The 23,993-nt window shown below is 58.4% G+C and carries 16 protein-coding genes and 1 tRNA gene; 11 read left to right on the top strand and 6 right to left on the bottom strand.

What is annotated here, in order from left to right; translation table 11 throughout:
- Positions 1-60 precede the first annotated feature (60 nt).
- Positions 61-1,101 carry an alcohol dehydrogenase gene (locus M3089_RS09240; RefSeq protein ID WP_249083577.1) on the top strand — a complete coding sequence of 347 codons (1,041 nt, stop codon included), beginning with the start codon at positions 61-63 and terminating at the stop codon, positions 1,099-1,101.
- A 234-nt stretch (positions 1,102-1,335) separates the two neighbouring features.
- On the opposite strand, the gene M3089_RS09235 is transcribed toward M3089_RS09240, so the two are convergent.
- From M3089_RS09235 to rbfA, 4 genes are read right to left on the bottom strand one after another with little or no spacing between them, the layout of a single operon-like run.
- Positions 1,336-2,268, bottom strand: a complete 933-nt coding sequence (locus M3089_RS09235; RefSeq protein ID WP_249083575.1) for an MBL fold metallo-hydrolase — start codon at positions 2,266-2,268, stop codon at positions 1,336-1,338.
- A gap of 56 nt (positions 2,269-2,324) precedes the next feature.
- Complete coding sequence (locus tag M3089_RS09230; RefSeq protein WP_249083573.1) at positions 2,325-3,551, bottom strand: FtsX-like permease family protein; 1,227 nt, start codon at positions 3,549-3,551, stop codon at positions 2,325-2,327.
- Positions 3,552-3,606: 55 nt separating this feature from the next.
- Positions 3,607-4,803, bottom strand: a complete 1,197-nt coding sequence (locus M3089_RS09225) for a DNA cytosine methyltransferase (protein WP_249083571.1) — start codon at positions 4,801-4,803, stop codon at positions 3,607-3,609.
- The gene (gene rbfA, locus M3089_RS09220) at positions 4,800-5,135 is read right to left on the bottom strand and encodes a 30S ribosome-binding factor RbfA (RefSeq protein WP_249083569.1); all 336 of its coding nucleotides are present in this window, start codon (positions 5,133-5,135) and stop codon (positions 4,800-4,802) included. The genes M3089_RS09225 and rbfA overlap by 4 nt, the downstream gene beginning before the upstream one ends.
- 130 nt (positions 5,136-5,265) lie before the next feature.
- Between rbfA and M3089_RS09215 the strand changes: the two genes are divergently transcribed.
- The 6 genes from M3089_RS09215 (at position 5,266) to M3089_RS09190 (ending at position 15,824) form a co-directional block, all read left to right on the top strand.
- Positions 5,266-5,337: transfer RNA gene (locus M3089_RS09215), tRNA-Arg, on the top strand.
- A gap of 237 nt (positions 5,338-5,574) precedes the next feature.
- Positions 5,575-9,987 carry a choice-of-anchor J domain-containing protein gene (locus M3089_RS09210; RefSeq protein WP_249083567.1) on the top strand — a complete coding sequence of 1,471 codons (4,413 nt, stop codon included), beginning with the start codon at positions 5,575-5,577 and terminating at the stop codon, positions 9,985-9,987.
- 27 nt (positions 9,988-10,014) lie between these two features.
- Positions 10,015-11,706 carry a hypothetical protein gene (locus tag M3089_RS09205; RefSeq protein WP_249083565.1) on the top strand — a complete coding sequence of 564 codons (1,692 nt, stop codon included), beginning with the start codon at positions 10,015-10,017 and terminating at the stop codon, positions 11,704-11,706.
- Between the two features lie 658 nt (positions 11,707-12,364).
- Positions 12,365-12,553, top strand: coding sequence for a hypothetical protein (locus M3089_RS09200; RefSeq protein WP_249083562.1), 189 nt, complete (start codon positions 12,365-12,367; stop codon positions 12,551-12,553).
- Positions 12,554-12,788: 235 nt separating this feature from the next.
- Positions 12,789-14,639: a 2-oxoacid:acceptor oxidoreductase subunit alpha gene (locus M3089_RS09195; protein ID WP_205110381.1), complete on the top strand. Its 1,851-nt coding sequence runs from the start codon at positions 12,789-12,791 to the stop codon at positions 14,637-14,639.
- Between the two features lie 180 nt (positions 14,640-14,819).
- Positions 14,820-15,824, top strand: coding sequence for a 2-oxoacid:ferredoxin oxidoreductase subunit beta (locus M3089_RS09190; RefSeq protein WP_205110383.1), 1,005 nt, complete (start codon positions 14,820-14,822; stop codon positions 15,822-15,824).
- A 279-nt stretch (positions 15,825-16,103) separates the two neighbouring features.
- Here M3089_RS09190 and M3089_RS09185 read toward each other — a convergent pair whose 3' ends face one another.
- Both M3089_RS09185 and M3089_RS09180 read right to left on the bottom strand, forming a co-directional pair.
- A complete protein-coding gene (locus M3089_RS09185; RefSeq protein ID WP_205110385.1) occupies positions 16,104-16,754 on the bottom strand; it encodes an MgtC/SapB family protein in 651 nt (216 codons plus the stop codon).
- Positions 16,755-17,160: 406 nt separating this feature from the next.
- Entirely contained in the window at positions 17,161-17,871 is a 711-nt protein-coding gene (locus M3089_RS09180; RefSeq protein WP_249083560.1) for a Sir2 family NAD-dependent protein deacetylase, read from the bottom strand.
- Positions 17,872-18,058: 187 nt separating this feature from the next.
- Between M3089_RS09180 and M3089_RS09175 the strand changes: the two genes are divergently transcribed.
- The 4 genes from M3089_RS09175 to M3089_RS09160 all read left to right on the top strand — a co-directional run bounded on the left by M3089_RS09175 (position 18,059) and on the right by M3089_RS09160 (position 23,852).
- Positions 18,059-18,664, top strand: coding sequence for an FKBP-type peptidyl-prolyl cis-trans isomerase (locus tag M3089_RS09175; RefSeq protein WP_249083552.1), 606 nt, complete (start codon positions 18,059-18,061; stop codon positions 18,662-18,664).
- Between the two features lie 40 nt (positions 18,665-18,704).
- Positions 18,705-19,577, top strand: coding sequence for an FKBP-type peptidyl-prolyl cis-trans isomerase (locus M3089_RS09170; protein ID WP_205110389.1), 873 nt, complete (start codon positions 18,705-18,707; stop codon positions 19,575-19,577).
- 66 nt (positions 19,578-19,643) lie between these two features.
- Positions 19,644-20,621: an FKBP-type peptidyl-prolyl cis-trans isomerase gene (locus M3089_RS09165; protein ID WP_249083549.1), complete on the top strand. Its 978-nt coding sequence runs from the start codon at positions 19,644-19,646 to the stop codon at positions 20,619-20,621.
- Between the two features lie 246 nt (positions 20,622-20,867).
- Complete coding sequence (locus tag M3089_RS09160; protein WP_249083547.1) at positions 20,868-23,852, top strand: sugar-binding domain-containing protein; 2,985 nt, start codon at positions 20,868-20,870, stop codon at positions 23,850-23,852.
- The last annotated feature ends 141 nt before the right edge of the window (positions 23,853-23,993 follow it).

Below are 23,993 nucleotides of genomic sequence, written 5' to 3'. Positions count from 1 at the left end.
TAGCGCACAATTTGATGGCAATTAATTTTGAACACCTACTTATCCACAAATGTTACTGATATGTTAGCATATACTTATGTAGACAAGGGGCGCTTCGAGCTTCTCGACAAGCCGCGCCCCACCATCGCCGAAGACCGCGACGCCATAGTCCGAGTCACCCTTGCCAGCATTTGCACGAGCGACCTGCACATAAAGCACGGCAGCGTGCCGCGTGCCGTGCCTGGCATCACCGTGGGCCACGAGATGGTGGGTGTGGTCGAAGAGGTGGGCACGGGCGTCTCGTCTGTTGCCCCCGGCGACCGCGTGGTGGTCAATGTCGAGACGTTTTGCGGCCATTGCTATTTCTGCCGCCACGGCTATGTGAACAACTGCACCGACCCCAACGGGGGGTGGGCCTTGGGCTGCCGCATCGACGGAGGGCAGGCCGGGTATGTCAGGGTGCCTTATGCCGACTGCGGGCTTACGCCCATACCGCCGTCGGTGACCGACGAGCAGGCCCTGTTCGTGGGCGACGTGCTGGCCACGGGCTTTTGGGCTGTGCGCATATCCGAGCTGCGGCCGTCAGACACGGTGCTCATAATCGGTGCCGGGCCCACGGGCATCTGCACTCTGCTGTGCGCCCTGCTGAAGGGCCCGAGGCGCATAGTGGTGTGCGAGAACGATCCTGTGCGCCGCCGTTTTGTGGCTTCGCGGTGGCCCCATGTGGTGGTCACCGACTCTGCCTCGTGCCAAGCTTGCGTGCTGGCAGAGAGCGAGCATGGCGGTGCCGACGTGGTGTTTGAGGTGGCCGGCGGCGCCGACACGTTCCGGCTGGCCTGGCAGTGTGCCCGGCCCAACGCCGTGGTCACTGTCGTGGCGCTTTACGACGGGCCGCAGGTGCTGCCCCTGCCCGAGATGTACGGCAAGAACCTCACGTTCAAGACGGGTGGCGTCGACGGCTGCGACTGTGCCGAGATACTGCGTCTCATTGCCGAAGGGCAGCTCGATGCCACGCCGCTTATCACCCACCGCTTTGCGCTGAGCGACATAGGGCGGGCCTACAGCCTGTTTGAGAGCCATGCCGACGGGGTGATGAAGGTGGCCGTCGACTGTTCGCGCTGAGTGCCGCCATTAGGTCGCACCAGGCGACTGGCTTTTGGCCTGTCGGTGTCGGCCTGTGCCATACGGGCCATCCGGACTTCCCGAATGGCCCGTGCTATTAACCGTTGCGCCCCGTTTCGCATTGCGAAACGGGGCGCAACGGTTTCTCTTTTCCCGCCTGCCGGACTTGTGCATGGGTGGCGCAGTGGTTCGGGCGAGCTATTGTCTGCCGTATGCAGCGCCAGGCTATGGCTGTCATCTTTTTGGCAAGTTGTGTTCGAAAGATTTGAGCTCCATGTCTCTCTCGTTCATCTTGAAGTCAACCATCCCTGTGCCGAAGAAGTGCATCCCGGCCGCCATCATTCCGTTGTGTACTGCCATTAAGGTGTATTTATTGCGCGACTCGATGGCCTTGGTGCGGTCCATGTCGTAGTCGGCGCACAGGTTGAGGTCTTGTATCTGCAGTGGCAGTCCGTGGAACAGGTCGCCCATTATCATTACCCTCCCTGCAATGTAGACAGTGTGGCCCGGCGTGTGGCCCGGTGCTGCCATGGGCTTGACACCGAGCGGCAGCTTGTCGCCGTAGCCGAAGCGGTGGAGCCTGTTCCCGTAGGCCCCTACGGCCTTAATGGCCGTGCTGCCTTTGCCGCCGGCCCCGGCCCAGTAGGCATATTCGGCCTCGGGCACGTAGAGCTGCGCCCGGCTGAATGCAGCCTTGCCGTTGTCGGTAAGGCCCCCTGTGTGGTCGTTGTGGAAATGGGTTATGAATATGTAGTCTATGCTTTCCGGCTTTATTCCCAGGCTTTTCAGCCTATCCATGAGCACCCCTCCGTTGGCCTTGCCCACGCCGGTGTCGAAGAGAGCCCTCTTGCCTTGCGTCTCTATGATGAAGCAGCTCACCGACGACGGCACGCTGCCCTCGGGCGACAGTTTTTCAACCTCGGCCGAGTCGCCCTTGCCGTAGAACAGCCTGTTGGGCATTTTCTTCTCCGTGGCATTGTCGCGTATTGACACCAGGGCCATGGTCGAGTCGATGTTGATGCGCACGAAAGGCGACATCACCGCAGTCTGCCGACTGTTGTCGCCACTGTTGCCTCCGTCGCCCTTTTGGTGGTTGCCGCAAGCGGCCATTATTGCGGCCACGGCCGCTGCAGCGATTAGTCTGATGGTTGTGGTTGTCTTGCTCATGAGTTGTTGTTGTTTTATGTTGTCGGTTGGTGTGCCATGCCCGTGGGTGGCGGCGCTCACAGCAGTCTGCGGGCGAAGTAGTGCACCGGGTACCACACGGCGATGAAGCCCACGGCGAGCACGGTGACGAATATCAGCGCCACGTCTTCCGGGTGTACGCTCACGGGGTAGGCGTCGATGATGAACGAGCCGCTCGAGCGGCCCAGCCCCACCAGTCCGTAGGTTTGCTGCAGCCAGCACAGCAGCAGTCCGACGGCAATGCCGAGCACTGCCCCTATGGCCGAAATCATTCGGCCCTCGAATAGGAATATGCGCACAATCTGCTTGTCGGATGCCCCGAGGTTGCGCAGCGTGGCCACGTCGGCCTTCTTGTCGATGATGAGCATCGACAGGCTCCCGATGATGTTGAAGCACGCCACGGCCAGTATGAACGTGAGGAAGATGTAGGCAATGAGCTTCTCAATCTTCATTATCCTGAACGTGTCTTCCTGTTGCTCGAATCGGTCTTTCACCGTATACTTGCCTCCGGCCATCTGCCTTATCTTCTCCTTTGCGGCATCGAAGTCGGTGCCGGGCTTGAGCCTTAGCTCGAGGGCCGACACCATGCCCTGCTGCCCGAACAGGTTGCGGGCAAAGCCTATCGACGTCACAATGTAGCTCTTGTCATACTTGGCTTGCTTTACGCTGAAGAGCACCCCCGGCGAGTAAAGCTCGTCTTCCACAAACCCGTCGGTGGGGTTGGCCATGTTGAGCTGCCCCTCGCGCTTCGGGGCGTAAATCTTGAGCGGCTGGTCGTATCGGTATCCCGTGCCCAGCGTCTCGGCCAGGCGTATGCCCGGTATGCCGTAGTTCAGGCCGGCGGCGTGCAGCTCATACTCGCCCTCGCCCACAAGTATCTCGCGTATGTGTGTCAGGCTGTCGAAGTTGTCGTCAACCCCCTTTATTGTCACCATGGCCTGGCGGTCGCCGTAGATGGCCAGTGCCATGTCTTCAACGGTCTCAGTGGCCACCTCCACCTCGGGCAGGTGCCTTATCCGGGTTAGCACGGGGTCGTCGGCAGGAGCCGTCTTGCCCACTGCGGGCGTCACCTTAAGCTGCGGGTCGAAGGCCGTGAACAGCGATGCCACCAGGTCGTGGAAGCCGTTGAACACGCTCAGCGTCACCACCAGGGCCATCGTGGCCACGGCCACGCCCACCACGCTCACCCCGCTTATCACGTTGATGGCGTGGGTGCTTTTCTTTGAGAACAGGTATCGGCGCGCTATGTAGAATGGGAAATTCATTGTTGCTTTGTTCCAGAATTAAACTTGATTATGTCGCTCCATCTTATTGTACCGTCTACAGTGTTTTCGTGAGATTGTATGTTCGTTGTCCAAACATAATTGCAAAATCCCTGTATGTTGTGTTCTTGTACCTTGAATAAGGTATTTTGTTGCGGGCTTCTTCGTTTGCGCAGGTCTGTCCGTTGATGAATCTCATTATCTGTTGCCCTACGGCCTGGCCCAATCCCACGGGCACGGCGTTGCCAATCTGTTTGTATATGGTTTCCAGGCGCCCGTTGAAAGTCCATGAGTCGGGAAATTGCTGTATCCTTGCATATTCTTTTATCGACAGCGGCCTTAGCTGTGTGGGGTGGCACAGCAGTGTGGCGGGCATGGTCGGACTGGTGACAAGCGTTGGCGATGGCTCGTCGAATTTGAGCCGCCTTAGAAATCCTGTCTTGCCCCCGGACAGGAAGTATGCCTTGCCCATGGCCTGCATGGCCATGTCTTCAGGCAGGTTGCGCCAGTTTTGGCCTTCTTTCAGTATTTTCATGTACGGCAGGCTCCGTTTGCGCAGCTCGGTGTATTGCAGGTCTGTGCGGTGTTCCATGTCGCCGATGCAGCTGCGCAGCGTGTTCCACTTCTTTGTGCCGAACTCACCGTTTTCCGAGTGCGTGGGGCTCGGTATGGGCACCCTTTCGCCCCGGTGCCCTATCACCACTATTCGCTCGCGCTTTTCCGGCACACCGTAGTTTGCGGCGTTGAGCAGCGCGTGGCTTATGCTGTAGCCCAGTTTTCTGAATTCGGCTACCATAAAGTGGAACGCATTGCCTTTGACATCCTTTATCGGTTCGTATTCGGCATATTCTGCAGGCACGCTGTTTAGTTTGGCCGACTGCAGCCCCCTGACGTTTTCCATTATGAAAAACTCTGGCATGATGTCTCTGACCACACGCAGGTATTGCAGCATCACGTTGCCCCTGAAGTCGGCAAATCCCTTTTGCTTGCCCGCTGTCGAGAATGCCTGGCATGGCGGGCCGCCGATTACGAGCGTCACGTCTTGCCTGCCAATGCCGGCAGCAGCCAGAATCTCGTCGGTGGGCACGTCGTTGATGTCTCTTTCTATTACGGGTATGCTTGTGTTGGCCCTTATTGTCTGGGCGGCCCATTTGTCTTTCTCCACGCACACCCGTATTTTGAACCCGGCCTTTTCAATGCCGAGGTCGAGCCCCATGGCCCCCGAAAACAGCGATATGGTGTTGTAGGCCGTCATTTCTTGAGCAGCTCGTCGATGTGTTCGATGTAGTCGAGCGAGTCGTCGAGGAAGAAGCGCAGCTCGGGCACTATGCGCAGCTGGTGGCGCACGCGTGTGCCGAGCTCATAGCGTATGGTTTTCTCGTTTGAGCGTATGTTGGCCAGGATTTCCTCGCCGCGCTCGCTCGGGAATATGCTTACGTAAGCCGTGCATACGCTGAGGTCGGGCGAAATCCTTGCCCGTGTCACCGATACCATCACGCCGTGGGTGGCCCGTGTCTGTTGCTGGAATATGAGGCTGAGCTCTTTTTGCAGTAGCCGGGCCACTTTGTTTTGTCTTGTCTCTTGCATATTATGTTATGTCTTGTTGCGTAGTTTAGACTACAAAGTTACAGCAAATAGGGCGAAACACAAAAATAAACTCCCTTTTTTTTGTTATTTCGGCATATTTGCTGTATCTTTGCAAGCTGAAAAACAGATTGCCCTGATAGTTCAATGGATAGAACAACTCTCTCCTAAAGAGTAGATCCGAGTTCGATTCTCGGTCGGGGTACTCTTGTTTTCGTCTCCCAACAGTTTTTTCGACGCCGTGCCCCGGGTGCCCCCGCATTCGGGTAGTTAAGGTTGTTGCCTTGCAGCAGGGCTTGGCCTGTAGTGCCGATGTATTCGCAGCTTTTGCGGCAATCATCTTGTCGGCAAGCATTTTCTTTTGGCTTTTCTTGCCTGTTTAATATTTATGTATATATTTGCAAGACCTAAATCCTTTTGTTCCATCAATATAAGAGTGCTTATGATCAAAACATTTACCCATTCGTGGACGTCGTTCCACAGTCGGGCCATCTTGCTTTTTCTGGCATCGGTTCTATCCCTGTCGGCATCGGCGCAGAGCCAGCAGCAGAAAAAAGCCATCAAAGCCCAGTCGCGCTTAGTGCTCTTGCAGCGAACACAGCAGCTTGTCACGCCAACCGAGGAGCAGCGCAAGCTCATCCGCCGGCGTGCCCAACGCCTGAAACTCCCCCTCGACACGGTGGTCGCAGGGCGCAGCGTCAGGCTCGACGGCTTTTGGCCCGATGGGCGTCCGCGCTATCTTGCCACATTTTCCCGCGCTTCGGCGCAACTAATGCACACTGCAGACCTCTGGCAAGGCAACAGTATATACGACCTCGAAGGCGAGGGCATTACGCTTTTCCAATGGGACGGCGGCATGCCCTTGGCAAGCCACAGGGAGTTTGGCGGCCGCGTCATGGCGATGGAGCCAAACATAGAGGCAATCGACCATAGCACATCTGTTGCTTCAACGATGGTGGCATCGGGCGTAGACCCACGAGCCCACGGCATGGCTCCCCGCGCACTCCTCAAGGCCTACGACTGGGACAACGACCTGTACGAGATTGCCGGCGTGATGGCCGATGGCAACTTGCTTGCCAACGCCTCCTACGGGGCATTGTGCGGATGGGTATTTGGGGATTATGGCCCGGGCCCGGGATATTACTGGGTAGGCCTCGACAGCCAAACGGAAGACCCTGCCTTTGGCGCCTATACGGAACGCGACCAGCTCTTCGACCAGCTCACGCTCCTTTCGCCATATTACATTCATGTGCTCGCCGCCGGCAATGCCAACGGCGACGGCCCGGGGCCGAGAGACGACCGCTACGTGTTCGACACGGTAAAGCAGCGGTGGGTGGCCTCAACCAAAGAGCGCAGCCGCAATGGCGGGGAGCATGGATTCGATTGCATACCGACGGGGTCGCTCTCGAAGAACGCCCTTGTCGTCGGGGCGGTGTCGAAAGAGAATGCCCTCGGGGGCACGTGGGCCCCGGCCGACTTCTCGAGTACCGGCCCCACCAACGACGGTCGCATAAAGCCGGATATCTCCGCCATAGGCACAAGCGTATTCATGGCCACGTCTTATGGCGACAAGGCGTATGGCTTCAACGGCGGAACCTCGTTTGCAGCCCCCATAGTGACCGGTTCGCTGGGTCTTCTTCAAGAGTTCTACAGCCGCCGGAATCAAGGACAGTTCATGCGTGCCGCCACGCTTCGCGCCCTTGTCATTGGTACCGCCGAGGAGGCCGGTGATGCAGCGGGGCCCGACTATAAGATGGGGTGGGGCATACTCAACACCCTCGCCGCAGCCAACGCAATTGCCGACGACCTGAAGCGTAGCCTTATCCTCGAGGAAACACTTGCCGAAGGGCAAGGCTTTGAAAAGAAAGTGACCGCACGCGGCGGCGAACCTCTCCGGGTGACCATAGCCTGGGCCGATGCCGCTTCAGACAAGCTGACCAGTATTGACGAGGTAAACGACCGTACGGCAATGCTCGTCAACGACCTCGACTTGCGCATCATTGCCCCCGACGGGGTGACGCTGCTTCCATGGCATCTCGATGTCAACAACCCGGCTGCACCTGCCACGCGCGCCGACAACAACGTCGACAATGTAGAGCAAGTCGTTGTCGACAATCCCATCGCCGGCGGGCAATACACTATAAGGATTACTCACAAGGGGCAGCTGCTAACCTCGCAGATAGAGGAGGAGGGCGGCGACGGAGATGCATATCACGTATCCCTTGTTCCTGTCGAATCACAAGACTTCTCGCTCGTGGCAACGGGCATAGATGCCGTAGGCAGCGATGTCGGCATTGTGGCGTTGAAGCCCGGCGTCGACCCCGACGGCTTTACCGCGTCGACCCCTGTGACGGTCGAGGTGGCCAATATGGGGCATGAGGCTGTGGGGCAGGTAGTGGTCAACCTGACCGTCGAGGCCGAGGATGCCGACATTGCCGCGCAGACTCTGCGCAGTGAGGCCTTCGGGCTGGCTGTCGGCGAGAAGAAAACGCTGACTTTCATGGCCGACCTCAGCATGGGTTTCGTAAGATTCAAGCTCAAGGCTACCGTTGAGGCAGAGGCCGACGAGGTCGTTTCCAATAATTTCGCTGCCCTTACGACCATGGGAACGGCCGTAGACATGTGCCCCCCTGCTGCTGAGTGCCTTTTCGACTTTGAGAAACCGCTCGACCAAAGCGGCTGGACCGTCGTGGATGTCAATGGTGACAAGTCGACCTGGACAACAGAAAGCAATACCCTCATGGCCTACAACGGTGAGGAATATGCGCTCAACTACCCCAACTTCACGCGGGGGGCCAGCGACTGGCTCATCAGTTGCCCTGTACGTGTAACTCCCGGGCAGACCTACAGGCTGTCGTTCTGGTCACGCCGCTTCGACAAAGCTGCCGAGCAGCTCCTCGTTGCACTTGGCACAGAGGCCAAGCCTGCGTCTATGACCAAGCAACTGGCTAAGGTCAACGTAGAAAGCGACAAGAAATATGGCCGTACGGTAGTGGCCTTCACACCTGAGAGCAACCTCGTCTACATCGGGTTCAACCATGCCGACGGCGGAAGGGGAAAGGCGTTTGCAGTCGGTCTCGATGACATTCGCCTCGAACACGCTGCCTCAAAGCCCGACCCGGCTTTTGAGACGAATGACAGGAAAGTCTCCCGATATGACGATGTGCACCTCGTCAACACCACTTACTCAGACCCGTCACACCCCGTGACGCGATGGGAGTGGAGCTTCTCGCCCTCAACTGTGACGTTTGTCGATGGGAATGCCGGGAGCATGTCGCCGACAGTGCGTTTTACAGCCGACGGGAAATACTCGATAACCCTCGTCGCAACCAATGACATGGGGTCGAGAACATTCACCCGGACAGACTATTGCGAGGCTTATACACAGCCGATAAAGGCCGATTTTGAGGCTGCAGCGCGCGTCATCACGGCCGGCGAAGCGGTTTCGCTTAAAAACACTACCACAGGATTCCCGGCCGCCGACACTTACGCTTGGACTGTCACGCCAGCAGACGGTGTTGCTTTCGAGAACGGTGGCGCCACCGTGCGCGATCCTTTGATACGCTTCAGCCTGCCGGGCAAGTATACCGTCGCGATGACAGCAACCGGCCGCAGCGGGTCGAATACGGTGACAAAGCAAGACTTCATCACCGTCAACGATAACCACGCGATGGTGCGCAACCTCACCGGAAGCCTTGATGCCGAGACAGGGATGGTCACGCTCTCATGGGTGAAACCCCTACTTCAGCCTATCTACAAGGAAGATTTCGAGGAATATGGCGCAGCCGGCTTCCCGGCAGACATACGCGTAATAGACGCCAACAACGACGGGAACACCTTCAAGATAAATACTCAGCAAGCTTATGAGGGTAGGGCGTCACTGTGTTGTTACAACTATGATTTCAACGCCAGGGAAGCCGTCGACATGGATGATTGGGCGGTGTTGCCGAAGATGCCAGCCGGTGCTGAAGAGCTGAAGCTGGCGATGAAGAAAGGCTACGAACGCTTCGATGTCTATGTGGTAGAGGCAGACGGCGACAGGCAACCCACGGCAGGTGACTTGGAGAAAGGCCACAAGATTTTGTCGGGCGACGGCGACGATACATCATGGGACTGGTCAAGCCAGACGATCGACCTCGCGCCATACACAAGCAAAGACTTCTATATCGCCTTCCATCATAGGTCGACAGCAAAAGACGCCTATGCGCTGGGCTTTATGGTTGACGACGTCACCATTGGCTATCGTGACGAATTGGCTGTCGCTTCTTCAGCAAAAGCGGGCAGGCATGGAAACCATGCCGCCATTCCAACTACGCTGTCGGAGAAACTCATCTTCCACATGGAGAAGGCCAAAGGCCACGGCGCCACGGCGCAGCGCTTTGAAAAGGCCGCCGTGAAGGCGGTGCGGAGCATGGCGGATAATCCTGTGCTTATCGGCTATGACGTCAAGCATGGCGGTTCGACGATATTCACTACCAACGATATCCATGCAACCCGCTATCAGGTAACCCACAGCGGAGAAGACGGCCGCTATTATGTCGCTGCGCTTTATGCCGACGGCCACCGCTCCGAAGCGGCCATGGTCGATGTAGTGGCTACCGGTATGGCGGCCTTGCCCGAGAAGAGCGCCCTCAGATGGGAGCAGACAGGCAGCCGCAAGTATCGTGTGTCGGTGGAAGGCCGCGTCATCGAGAAGCTGGAAATATGGAATCCAGAAGGGCAAAAGGTATGTCAGCTATCTCCCGGGGCCGAAGTGGCGCAGGCAGACTTGACAGCCCTTGCGTCAGGGGTCTATGTCATACGTATTACTACAGATCAAGGGGCAGCCATTGTCTTCAAGCAGACTGTCCGTTAATATTCCTTTCCTAAAACCAATTTAGTTATGAAGCATTTTATCAAGAAAACAGTTCTTATGCTGCTTGGCACTATGATGGCCGTAGTGGCATCGGCGCAAGACTTCTCTAAGCGCGAAGCTTCGCTCTCGAACTTGGTAAGCCTTTCAGTCACACGGAGTGACGGTGGTGACAACCAGACTGCCTTCCCCGTGGCGAGTGATGAAATCATCAGCGAAGAAAATCCTCCTGCCGGCACCGTCGTTGACAACCTCACGCGCTCTGGTTTTGGACTTTATTCGGATGGGTTGAGCATCAAGCCCAATTTCCAGGAAGCAAAGAAGGCCGAGATTATTCTCGGAGAAGACGGCAACATCTACATCAAGCGTTTCTTCTCTAAAATATTCACCTTCTCATATCTGAAGCTGACGCACCTTGAAGGCGACCGCTATGTGGCCCATACGCCGCAGCTGATGTATGTCAAATACGATGGCACGAAGCTGTATGCATCGCGGCTTGTCCTCACGCCTGTCAATAATAATCTTACGTGGGCGCTTGAATACAGCGACGATGGTAAAACTGTCAATGGCGACGTGTTCTTTACATACAAGGACGGTGTGCTGACTATGGAGGGTGAAGGGGAATATCCTAACACGGTGTTGCCCAAGATGATCATTGGCGAGGTGGAACAGACGGGCGATTGGGACGGCTACGGTGATACCGATCTCGTATTTGAGCCATTCGACGAAGAAAAGACCGTTCTGCCAGAAGGCGTGGAGCCCCAGAAATTCATACTCACCTATCAAAACCAATTGATGGAGAACCGTGCGGTCAACATCAAGGCTTATCTGACGGACAAGGATTTCTATTTCATCAATCCCTTCTGGGAAAGCGTCAAAAAGGAAAGAGATGAATCCCAGTGGATTCACGGAACGATAGAAAACGGGCGTGTCATCCTTAAGTCACAGTATGTAGGCTACAACCGGGGCGATAATGCGTATACCTTTTTTGTTCCTTCCACGGTGACAGTTGAGACGGACGAGGATTCGGGAGAGAAATACTACAGGCATCGCGTAGCTCCACTCTTGGAAATGGAACTCGACCTCGCAAGTCAGAGGGTCTCGGCGACAACCAACGCCGGCTTTTCTATTAACGAGGGTAAAAGGCTTATCTACCCCTTCGAGCTCTACGCCGGGCCTGTTATCCAGGCCGTGCCAGATGTTGCGCTTACGCCAAAGGCCCCCGTTATCCATGAATCGGAATTTGACGAAGATTTTGGAATCGGCGTCATGTTTGATGTAGACATGAAGAGCGAAGAGGGTGAATTCATGGCACCCGAAAAGCTTTACTTCAATGTCTTGATGGGTGAGGGCAATACTCCTGTAGTCTTCACGGTAACAGATGACAATGGCGAAAACGAACAGCGCGTCATCGACGTTCCTTATGGAATGAACGACAGGGAGAATTTTTACTATAAAAACGAAATGCAAATCTTTTATGTAGAGGCCAGTGAGCCACAGCGAGTAGGCATCCAAATGGTCTACAAGGGTGGAAACACATCTACTAAGTCGGCAATCACGTGGCTTGAAGACGCGGCGGGAATAGAATCGCTGACCAGTGACGGAAAGGCTGAATTCTTCGATCTCAACGGCAATGCTGTCAAGAATCCCAAGAAGGGTGTCTACCTGATGCGCTCCAAGGGTAAGGATGGAAAGACCGTGGTGAAGAAGGTTGTCCGTTGAGGAAAGGCTTTGCAGCATCGTGATGGCGGGGATAAGCGTCGCCGCACGATAGACATGATGTAGCGCGATTGCCAGTAAGGTGTCATTACTTTACGGCAATCGCGCTTATTGTTGTTGCAGGCTTGTTTGCATAGGGCTCTTTCTCGGGGGCGTTGCCCAGTGCAAGGGGGTAAGGGGCCATGTCGGGCAGCCCCTCAATTGTTTGCTCTGCAAATCTTGGAGCGTCGCTTTCTGTACTCAGTTGCATTCTTGCCTGTGTCGACGGCCTGGTTGACGCATTGTTGCCCGGCCCTGGGGCAGGCGCCGTTTGCTTGCCGTTTTACGGCAACGATGCTTCCGGCGTGGCTTTGCAATTCGCAAGGGCGCCTTGCCGTAGCCCGGAGTGTCGCTGCCGGGCTTGTATGCCACATAGAGATACAGCCGAGTTACCTCATGGCGTATGCTGCCGTTTACGGCTCGGCAGGCATATTCCAAGGCGTTGTCGGCAGCCCCTTCTTCATAAGCCGCACAGGCAGCCCAGCAAGCCGCTTGGGGTAGAGGTGCGTCGTTTTTGGCGTGGCTTCGTCGCTTCCGGGTGTGGTGAGCTATGCAGGGTTGGCGTACAGCAGCGCAGTATGATATGCGCACCATGAAAAATAGAGCCATTTAGTTTGTTGGTATGAGAAATAAAGGCTATCTTTGCAAAATGCAAGCACACCGCAACCATGCTGTCACCCGAAGCCGGTTTGGCAGCGTTGAACAGTTCCTGACACAGGGGCATGCGGCGGCGTTGCGCTTGCAGGGCTTATGTTTCAAAATGAAAGTGGTGTGGCGCGTATTTCGCTTCATCAATAACCTGCTGACTTAAAAATGCATCAAGATGTAGTATTTATGGCTGTTTTATTGTCATTTTGCAATAATATGGGCATAAAAGGCCTCTTGTCCAACTTTTTTATTGGAAAACATTTTGCCGTTTCGCTAAAGTTTGCTTACTTTGCATTTTGATAACCGTGGCGCTTCGGCTTTCGTCGTGGCCCGATATGGTCACCGTCCGGCGATGCGCCTGCTTTGATATTGTTTATAACAAAAGATACGAAAGACTTATGGCAGAAAAATTGGAAGTAAAGGAACTCGACCAGGTGGTGGTGAGGTTCTCAGGTGATTCCGGCGACGGCATGCAGCTGGCCGGCAACATCTTCTCCACGGTGTCGGCCACTGTGGGCAACGGCATATCCACGTTTCCCGACTACCCGGCCGACATACGCGCCCCGCAAGGCTCGCTCACGGGCGTGTCGGGTTTTCAGGTGCACATCGGAGCGGGCCGTGTCTACACCCCGGGCGACAAGTGCGACGTGCTTGTGGCCATGAATGCCGCAGCCCTGAAGACACAGTATCGCTTTGCAAAGCCGCAGGCCACGATCATCATCGACACCGACAGCTTCGGCCCGAAAGACCTTGAGAAGGCCAAGTTTGCCACCGACGACTACCTCGGCGAGATGGGCATCGACCCCGACCGCGTGGTGGCCTGCCCGATGACGCAGATGGTTAAGACCTGCCTGGCCGACAGCGGCATGGACAACAAGAGCATGCTCAAGTGCCGCAACATGTTTGCCCTGGGCATAGTCTGCTGGCTGTTCAACCGCGACCTGAGCTTTGTCGAGGCTTTCCTGCGCGAGAAGTTCGACAAGAAGCCGCTCATTGCCGAGAGCAACGTCAAGGTGGTGAACGCCGGCTTCGACTACGCCGCCAACACCCACCAGAGCGTGCCGGCCACCTACCGCATCGACTCCAGGCACAAGGTGCCGGGCCGCTACATGGACATCACCGGCAACAAGGCCACTGCCTATGGCCTCATTGCCGCCGCCGAGCGCGCTGGGCTGAAGCTCTTCCTGGGCTCTTACCCCATCACGCCTGCCACCGACATATTGCACGAGCTGGCCAAGCACAAGTCGTGCGGGGTCATCACGGTGCAGTGCGAAGACGAGATATCGGGCTGCGCCAGTGCCATCGGGGCTTCGTTTGCCGGAGCGCTGGCCGCCACTTCCACCTCGGGCCCGGGTATATGCCTCAAGTCGGAGGCCATGAACCTGGCCGTCATCGACGAGCTGCCGCTCGTGATTGTCGACGTGCAGCGCGGTGGCCCATCCACCGGACTGCCCACCAAGAGCGAGCAGACCGACCTGTTGCAGGTGCTCTTCGGCCGCAACGGCGAGAGCCCCATGCCGGTGATAGCGGCCACAAGCCCCACCAACTGCTTCGACGCTGCCTACGCCGCCGCCAAGATTGCCCTCGAGCACCTCACGCCCGTGGTGCTGCTCACCGACGCCTTTGTGGCCAACGGCTCCGGCGCATGGCGACTGCCCGACATCGCACAGCTGCCAGAGATACACCCCCACTACGCCCCGGCCGAGCAGAAAGGCCACTACACCCCATACAGGCGCGACCCCGAGTCGGGCGTGCGCTACTGGGCTGTGCCTGGGCAGGAGGGATTTGAGCACATCCTCGGCGGACTGGAGAAGGACGGCGATACCGGTGCCATATCCACCGACCCCGAAAACCACGACAAGATGTGCCGCCTCAGGGCCATGAAGGTGTTCAAGATACCCGTGCCCGACGTAGAGGTGCAGGGCGACGCCGACGACGCCGAACTGCTCATCGTGGGCTTCGGTGGCACCTTCGGCCATCTATATTCGGCCATGGAGGAGCTCAGGGCCATGGGCAACAAGGTGGCGCTGGCACACTTCAGCTACATCAACCCGCTGCCGCGCAACACCGACGAGGTGCTCATGCGCTACAAGAAGGTGGTGGTGGCCGAGCAAAACCTCGGTCAGTTTGCCGCCTACCTGCGCATGAAGGTCGACAACTTCGTGCCCTACCAGTTCAACCAGGTCAAGGGCCAGCCGTTTGTCGTGGCCGAGCTTGTGAAGGCGTTCAGTAAGATAATTAAGAATTAAGAGTTAAAAATTAAGAGAATATGCCTTGCGAAAATCTCATTGAAGACCTTAGCTACGCCTTTGCCTTGCGTATAGTCGGGGCTTTAAGATGAAATATGACACGCATGGTTCTTAGCGAAGCAGTATTCTTTGATATTCATCTCTGATTTTTTTAATTTTTAATCTTTAACTTTTAACAATATGGAATATTTACCAAACGATTATAAGAAGGGGCAACCGAGGTGGTGTCCCGGTTGCGGCGACCATTTCTTCCTGGCTTCGCTGCACAAGGCAATGGCCGAGCTTGGCGTGCCGCCTTACGAGACTGCAGTGATATCTGGCATCGGGTGCTCAAGCCGACTGCCGTATTATGTCAACACCTATGCGATGCAGACCGTCCACGGGCGTGCCGCTGCCATTGCCACGGGGGCCAAGGTGGCCAACCAGAAGCTGGCCGTGTGGCAGGTGAGCGGCGACGGCGACGGCCTCGCCATCGGCGGCAACCACTTCATCCACGCCATGCGCCGCAATGTCGACATCAACATCATATTGCTCAACAACCGCATCTACGGCCTAACCAAGGGCCAGTATTCGCCCACATCGCCGCGCGGGTTCGTGTCGAAGTCGAGCCCATACGGCACGGTGGAAGACCCGTTCCGCCCCGCCGAGCTGTGCTTCGGAGCCCGCGGCCATTTCTTCGCACGCTCCGTGGCCACCGATGCGCCCGAGACGGTGGACATACTCAAGGCGGCCTACCGCCACAAGGGTGCCGCAGTGTGCGAGATACTGCAAAACTGCGTCATCTTCAACAACGGCACGTTCGAGAGTGTCTACACCAAGGATGGCCGCAAGAAAAACGCCATCTACGTGCGCCACGGCCAACCGCTGCTCTTCGGCGAGAACAATGAGTACGGCCTCATGCAGCAGGGCTTCGGCCTTAAGGTGGTGAAGCTCGGCGAGAACGGCGTGACAGAGAAAGACATCCTCGTGCACGACGCCCACTGCATGGACGACACGCTGCAGCTCAAGCTGGCCATGATGGACAACGAGCACGGCTTCCCCGTGGCCCTCGGCATCATACGCGACGTTGAGGCCCCGGCCTACGACGATGCCGTAAACCGGCAGATAGAGGAGGTGAGCGCCAAGAAGAAGTACCACAACTTCATGGAGCTGCTCGAGACCAACGACATCTGGGAGGTGAAGTGACACTGCGCCTTCGCCCGGCGTGGGCCCTCAGCGTGGGGCGCCGTCGTGGCAGGAGGGGCTTTGGCACCATTCAATACGGGCCGTTTCACATTGTGAGACGGCCCGTTTCGTGTTCCTGTCTCGTTGCAGTGGCAAATGGCGGCGCACGATGGCGGTTGCCCTCGGTGACTTAGTGCGGGCCCTGGCTTTGCGGCCGGTGGCCTGCCGGTGGCTTAGTCCCGTTGCCGCAGGGCAGGCCTGGCCAGAAAGCCGTTGCGGGTTTTCGGCGTGCTGCCGGCGTCATTCAATGCTCGATATGGTCACGTCGTCAAACTCGTCCATGTAGTCTATGAGGCGTTCGTTGTGATTGCCGCGCTTCACCTTTATTTCGATGCTCGCCTCAAATATCTCGCCTTGCGACGTCCGCCGGTCGCGCAGCTCATAAGAGTAAAGTTCTATGCAGTCGTCCTTTATCTGGTCTACAACCCTCTTGACGCTTTCTTTGGTGGTAGCGGTGAATGTCAGTTGCACTGTGGTGGTGCCGACGGTCGGTATGAATGAGTTTATCACTTCCAGCCCTACAAGCACCAAGGCCGTGGCTATGGCGGCCGCAACATACATGCCTGTGCCACAGGCCAGCCCTATGGCCGCCGTCACCCATATCCCGGCAGCTGTGGTAAGGCCGCGCACCACGTTTTTTTGGAATATTATGGTTCCTGCCCCGAGGAATCCAATGCCTGATACCACCTGTGCCGCCACCCTTGACGAGTCTTTTGTGTCAATTCCAAATCCGTATTGCGACACTATGCAGAAGAGCGCACTGCCCAGCGCCACCAGGAAGTGCGTGCGGAACCCCGCCTCCTTTGAGCGGTATTCGCGTTCAATCCCGATTATTCCTCCCAGCAAAAGGGCTATGAAAAGCCTTAGCGTTATTTCCAATGTCATATCCATATTGTGTGTGTGTTGTTTAGTTTGTTGGGCTTTCTGTGCCCGGTTGCCGTTGTTTGGCAATCCCTTTTTGGTGCAACGCACAATCAGGCTGTGGCATAGGTGGTATGTTCCCGTGCCATTTGCCATCGCGCTGCCGCCATCCGTTGTCGTCGGTTCTTGTCGGCAGTGTTGCCCGTCGTGTCGTTTTAAAGTGCTTAATGGGGTTGGCCCGTCTTGCCGACAGGCCAACCCCTGTTTGTCAAATCCCGTTTTGTCTGTTGCGCCGGGGCCGTTGTCCGTGTGCACCGGCCGTCTTTCGGCCCACGTTTGCGGCTAAAAGTCTTTTTGCCGGTGCCCCTTCCGGCTCATGGCCCCATGTTTGCGCCATGTCCCTCGGCTGGCGTCCTTGCCCCAGGCCGGTTGCGCCTCAGCCTTTGCCTTGGCGGGCAAGCTCGGCGGTCAGTTCCCTCATGCCCTCCGACGCTCCTTTCATTATGTGCATGAACCGTCGCCCGCCGCCCGCCATCACTGGCTTGGGGTCTATGAGGTAGATTGGCGCCGAGGGCCTGACATACTGCACCAGGCCTGCTGCGGGATATACGTTGAGCGACGTGCCGATGATGATGAATATGTCGGCCGCGGCCGCCTCCTTCGCCGCCGGTTCAATCATGGGCACCGCCTCGCCGAAGAACACTATGAACGGGCGCAGCAGCGAACCGTCGGCAGCCAGCGTGCCGGGCTTCACCTCGCAGTTGTCGGCCGTCAGCGTCTGTATGTATCGCGGGTCGTAGGGGTCGCGGCTGGAGCACACCTTCATCAGTTCGCCGTGCAGGTGGATTACCTTTGTCGAGCCCGCCTGCTCGTGCAGGTTGTCAACGTTCTGCGTCACCACCGTCACGTCGTAGTCGTTTTCCAGTGCGGCCACCAGCCTGTGGCCCTCGTTGGGCTTGGCGGCGGCGAGCTGCCTGCGCCGTTCGTTGTAGAATTTCGTCACCAGTGCCGGGTCGGCCTCCCAGCCCTCGTGCGACGCCACCTGCTGCACCGGATACTCCTCCCACAAGCCTCCGGCGTCGCGAAAAGTCTTCAGTCCGCTCTCGGCCGACATGCCGGCCCCTGTCAGCACCACAATCTTCTTCATGTCCATGTCGTTTTTGTCGTTTGTCGCAGCGCGGCCGCGCATCGCCACCGATGGTAGGCTGTGGCTGCCTGCACTCCTTAACAATGCACAAAAATAGTAATTTTTCGCGAAATATGTCCATCGAATCGGATAAAATAAGTATCTTTGCACGCTTTCAAAAACATTGCACACATATAATAAGTATAAAATGGACAAACTAAGCTACGCTTTGGGCTTGGGCATAGGGCGCCAGTTGGCGCAGATGGGCGCAAGCAACATGAACATAGACGACTTCGCTGCGGCAATCAAGGACGTGATAGCCGGCGGCGACCTGAAGATGACCAACCGCGAGGCACAGGCCATCGTGCAGGACTACTTCGCCAAGCAAGAGGAGAAGCTCAACGCCGAGCGCGCCGAGCAGGGCAAGGCCGCCAAGGCCGAAGGCGAGAAATACCTGGCCGACAACGCCAAGAAAGACGGCGTGGTGGTGCTGCCCAGCGGCCTTCAGTATATGGTCATAAAGGAGGGCACGGGCCGCAAGCCCAAGGCAACCGACAGCGTGAAGTGCCACTACGAGGGTTTCCTCACCGACGGCACCCTGTTCGACAGCAGCCTTCAGCGCGGCGAGCCGGCAGTGTTCGGCCTGCAGCAGGTGATAGCCGGATGGACCGAGGGCCTGCAGCTCATGCAGGAGGGCGCCAAGTACCGCTTCTTCATACCCTACAAGCTGGGCTACGGCGAGTCGGGGGCGGGCCAGTCCATACCGCCATACTCGGCCCTGGTGTTCGACGTAGAGCTCATCAAGGTGATGTAATCCCAATGTGGAAAGAAGAAAACGAAACAAACATAAATCAATGAAAAAGCTAACAGTTGTAGCCTCTATGGCTATCGCAGCCGCAATGTTGTCTTCTTGCGGCAACTCCACTCCTAAGGCCAGCCTTAAGAGTGACGTCGACTCCATGAGCTATGCCATCGGCGTTGGGCAGGCCCAGGGCCTGAAGGAGTATCTCGTTTACCGCATGGGTGTTGACACCACCTACATGGACGAGTTTGTAAAGGGCCTCAACGAGGGCGCCAGTGCAGGCGACGACAAGAAGAAGGCCGCCTACTATGCAGGCATACAGATTGGCCAGCAGATATCAACCCAGCTGGTTAAGGGCATCAACCATGAGGTGTTTGGCGACGACTCCACCCAGACCGTCTCCATGAAGAACCTCATGGCCGGTTTCATCGGCAGCGTCACGGGCAAGAAAGGCCTCATGACCGTTGAGCAGGCCCAGCAGGTTGCCAACATGAAGATACGCCAGATAAAGGCCAAGAGCATGGAGAAGATATACGGCGACAACAAGAAGAAGGGCGAGCAGTTCCTTGCCGCCAACGCCAAGAAGCCCGGTGTGAAGGTGCTTCCCAGCGGTGTGCAGTACAAGGTGATAAAGGAAGGCACGGGAGCCATGCCGGCCGACACATCAATGGTGAAGGTAAACTATGAGGGCCGCACCATCGACGGCAAGGTGTTCGACAGCTCCTACAAGCGCAACAAGCCCATCGAGCTGCGCTGCAACCAGACCATCAAGGGATGGACCGACGCCCTCGTGCACATGCCCGTAGGCTCCGTGTGGGAGGTTTACATACCCCAGGAACTGGCCTACGGCGAGCGTGAGCAGGTAGACATCAAGCCTTTCTCTGTCCTCGTCTTCAAGATTGAGCTGATATCAATAGGCAAGTAACTTTAATTTAAAATACAGTCAGAGGCGGGTGGTGCATCCGCCTCTGACCTTATTCCTACAAACCGTATGAAGAAAACACTTATGTTGGTGCTTGTCGTGCTGGCAAGCGCATCGTTCAATGTGGCCTATGCCGCAAAGAAAAAGAAGAAAAAGGCAGAAGAGACGGTGCAGCCGGTGCAGCTGGCCAGTCCGTCCGACTCGCTGAGCTATGTGGTGGGCATGGTCATGACCAACGGCCTCATACCCTACCTGCAGCAGGCCGAGGGCGTTGACACGGCCTACATGGCCGACTTCATCCGCGGCTTCAACGAGATGATCAAGTCGGGCGACGACCCCAAGGTCAAGGCCTACTCGGCCGGCATGGGCATAGCCGCACGCCTGAAGGGCCAGATGCTCGAAGGCATGAAGAAAGAGTTTACCGACACGCCCGACACCATCGTGGCCCCGCTCGTTTACCGTGGCTTCACCGATGCGCTGCAGGGCGACACCACGGTGATGAAGGCCGATGAGGCCGAGGCCGCGTTCAAGGCCAAGCGCGAGTACAACAAGGCTGCCAAGGACGAGAAGCTCTACGGCCCCAACCGCGAGGCCGGCAAGCAGTTCCTGGCCGAAAACGCCAAGAAAGACAGCGTGGTTACGCTGCCCAGCGGCCTGCAGTACAAGGTGCTGGTGAAGGGCACGGGCGAGATTCCCGCCAAGAGCGACCGCGTGCAGGTAAACTATGAGGGCCGGCTCATCGACGGGACGGTGTTCGACAGCTCGTCGAAGCATGGCTCAAAGCCTGCCACCTTCCGTGCCGACCAGGTGATAAAGGGATGGACCGAGGCGCTGACCATGATGCCCGTCGGCAGCAAGTGGCAGCTGTTCATACCCCAGGAACTGGCCTACGGCGAGCGCCAGGCAGGCCAGATCAAGCCCTACAGCGCGCTCATCTTCACCGTCGAGCTGGTGGGCATCGACAAGCCCGAAGCCAAGTCGGGCGCCAAGGCCGGTGTCGACGAGGGTGCCAAGGTGAAGAAGGTGGCTCCGAAGGCCAGGAAATGAGCTTTTTGACGCCGGCCATGCCATATAGTGTGGCAGCGGCGTCAACAGGCAGTACCGGCCGGTGGCGGCCTCGCGGCAGAGCGATTTGCGGCGGGCCGCCACCGGCCGGCGGTTGTTTTTGTTCGGGCCATGGTGCCGTCGGCGGCCCCCTTTTCGTACGATTTTACCTTTTTCCGTACGATTATCGCCCCGTTTCCAGCCCCATTGTCAGTATATTTGCATGGAAAACGATAACAAGCAATGTATATGTCAAAGAGCAGAATGTTTACTATGGCGGCCGCGTTGCTCATGGCAGCCACGGCTACGGCGCGCGAAACCTACAACTTCAACGCCGGGTGGCTGATGGGCGACAGCCGCACCAAGGTCACCCTGCCGCGGGCGTGGAACGAAGACGAGGCCTTCAGGGTGTCGGTATACCAGATGAGCGACTCTGTGGTGTGGTACCGCAAAGACTTCAGCCTGCCTGCCGATGCAGCAGGCAAGCGCGTGTTCATAGAGTTTGAGGGGGCCCGCCAGGCAGCCGAGGTGTGGCTCAACGGCCACAGGGTGGGGCTGTCTGAGAACGGCGTCATGGCCTTCGGCTTCGACCTCACGCCATATATTAGGAAAGGCAAAAACCGTATCGAGGTACGCACCGACAACAGCTGGGACTACCGCGAGCAGGCCACGGGCAGCACGTTTCAGTGGAACGCCAAGTCGTTCAACGCCAACTATGGCGGGCTTACGCGCAATGTCAGGCTGCACATCGTGGGCGACGTCTACCAGACGCTGCCACTCTACAGCAGCCTGGGCACCACCGGCACCTACGTATATGCCACGCAATACGACATACCCGGGCGCGAGGCCACCGTCAGCGCCGCCACCGAGGTGCGCAACGACGGCAGCACACCGGCCACGGTAGACTACACCGTGATTGTTGAAGAGATGGACGGCAGCGAGCTGGCGCGCTTCAGCGGCGGGCGCCACACGCTGGGCCCGCACTCCACCCGCACCCTCGTGGCCTCGCAGCGGCTGTCGGGGCTGCACTTCTGGTCGTGGGGCTACGGCTACCTGTATCGCGTGAAGACCGTCGTGGGCACAGACACCGTGGCCACCACCACGGGCTTCCGCAAGACCGAGTTTGCCCGCGGCATGATAATGCTCAACGACAGGGTGATGCAGGTACACGGCTATGCGCAGCGCTCAACCAACGAGTGGCCCGGCGTGGGGTCGGCCGTCCCGGCGTGGCTCAGCGACTACTCCAACTCGCTGCTCGTTGAGAGCGGCGGCAACATGGTGCGCTGGATGCACGTCACGCCGTGGCGGCAGGACGTGGAGTCGTGCGACCGCGTGGGACTGCCTCAGGCCCTGCCGGCAGGCGACGCCGAGAAGACGCCTTCCGGGCGGTGGTGGGAGCAGCGCATGGAACTGATGCGCGACGCCATCATCTACAACCGCAACAGCCCCAGCGTGATGTTCTACGAGTGTGGCAACAGGCGCATCACCGCCGAGCAGATGGCGCTGATGAAGGCGCTGCGCAACGAGTACGACCCTTACGGGGGGCGCGCCATAGGCAGCCGCGAGATGCTCGACCAGCCCGAGGCCGAGTATGGCGGCGAGATGCTCTACGTCAACCGGAGCGACACCAAGCCCATGTGGTCGATGGAATACTGCCGCGACGAGGGTCACCGACTGTACTGGAACTCATGGTCGTACCCGTTCCACAAAGAGGGCGACGGGCCGTTGCACCGCGGCCATCCGGCGCGCGAGTACAACCGCAATGCCGACGAGTTTGCCGCCGAGATGGTGCGCCGGTGGTACGACTACTGGCGCGAGCGCCCCGGCCAGGGCACGAAGTCGAACGCCGGGGGCGTGAAGATAGTGTTCAGCGACACGCAGACCCACGGCCGCTCGGCCGACAACTACCGCGTGAGCGGCGTGGTCGACGCCATGCGCATACCCAAAGACGCGTTCTACGCCCACCAGGTGATGTGGGACTGCTGGGTCGACGACCTCAAGCCGCGCACCCACATAGTGGGCCATTGGAACTATGACAGCGGGCAGGAGGTGCCCACCGTATATGTGGTGTCGAACGCAGCGCGCGTCGACCTGGTGCAGGGCGGCAAGGTGGTGGCGTCGGCCGATGCCCCCGAGAGCCGTTTCCTCTTCACCTTCAAAGGCGTGAGGCACACCGCCGACACGCTGACGGCCATGGGCTACGACGCCGACGGGCGCGAGGTGTCGCGCCACTCGCTCGTAAAGGCGGGCGCGCCGGCGCGGCTGAGGCTGACGCCCATTGTCAACCCCACGGGCTGGAAGGCCGACGGGGCCGATGTGGCCCTGGTGCAGGTAGAGGTGGTCGACGAGGCCGGCCGGCGCTGCCCGCTCGACAACCGCACGGTGAGCTTCAGCGTGAAGGGCCCCGCCGAGTGGCGCGGGGGCATAGCCATGAACAAGCCCTTCGGCACCGTGACCAACCAGCTGGCCCTGAACACCAAGACCATCGACGACCAGGTGGGCAGCAGGGCCTGGGGCGACAAGTCGCTCTTGGGCCTTAACCACGTGCTGGCCGACACACTGCCGGTGGAGTGCGGCGTCAACCGCGTCATGCTGCGCTCGCTGCCCAAGAGCGGCAGGGTGAGGCTTGTGGCGCGCGCCGAGGGCCTGCCCGAGGCCGGGATAGAGCTTGAGACCCAGGCGGTGGGCGTGGTCGGCGGACTGTCGAGGCAGATGCCGTCCGACGGGCTGATGCCTGTGCTCACGCGGGGCGAGACCCCGGCCACGCCGTCGTTCGTCCCGAGCCTGCGCGAGGTGGCCGTGATGAGCGCCGAGGCCGGCAGCAACAGGGCCGACGCCCGCCTCAGCTTCGACCGCAACGAAAACAGCAGCTGGAGCAGCAAGGCGCATGCCGACTCGGCCTGGATAAGCTACCGGCTGGTGGAGCAGGCAGCCATCGATCAGCTGTGCATGAAGATGAAGGGCTTCCGCACCACCTCTTACCCCATAGCTGTGTATGCCGGCGACTCGCTGGTGTGGCGGGGCGTCACGCCCAAGGGGCTGGGCTACGTGCACATCCGGCTGCGCAATTGCCCGCCGGCGCAAACGTACACCATACGCCTCACGGGCATGTCGGAGGCCAAGGACGCCTTTGCCGGTGTCACCGAGCTCGACAGCAGCAACGACGAGAAGGCCGTGCGTGGCAGCCGCTCGCTGAAAATCATCGAGGCCGAGTTTCTGAAGAAGATTGAGTGAGAGCCGCCGCCGGCCCTTGGGCGCAAGCCCGGGGCCGGCCGGCGGATATGCCCGGGGCCGGCCGTTGCCGCCAAAGCGGGAAGCCGCGAAAGGCGCCAAGGTGGCATCCACGGCCGTAGGGCGGCCGCTTTGGCAAAACGC

Origin of the sequence: Marseilla massiliensis (assembly GCF_023336985.1) — a bacterium.
In the GTDB taxonomy this organism is placed as follows: domain Bacteria; phylum Bacteroidota; class Bacteroidia; order Bacteroidales; family Bacteroidaceae; genus Prevotella; species Prevotella intestinigallinarum.
Note: the sequence above shows the minus strand (reverse complement) of the source record. Positions and strands in the feature narration are given on the sequence as shown.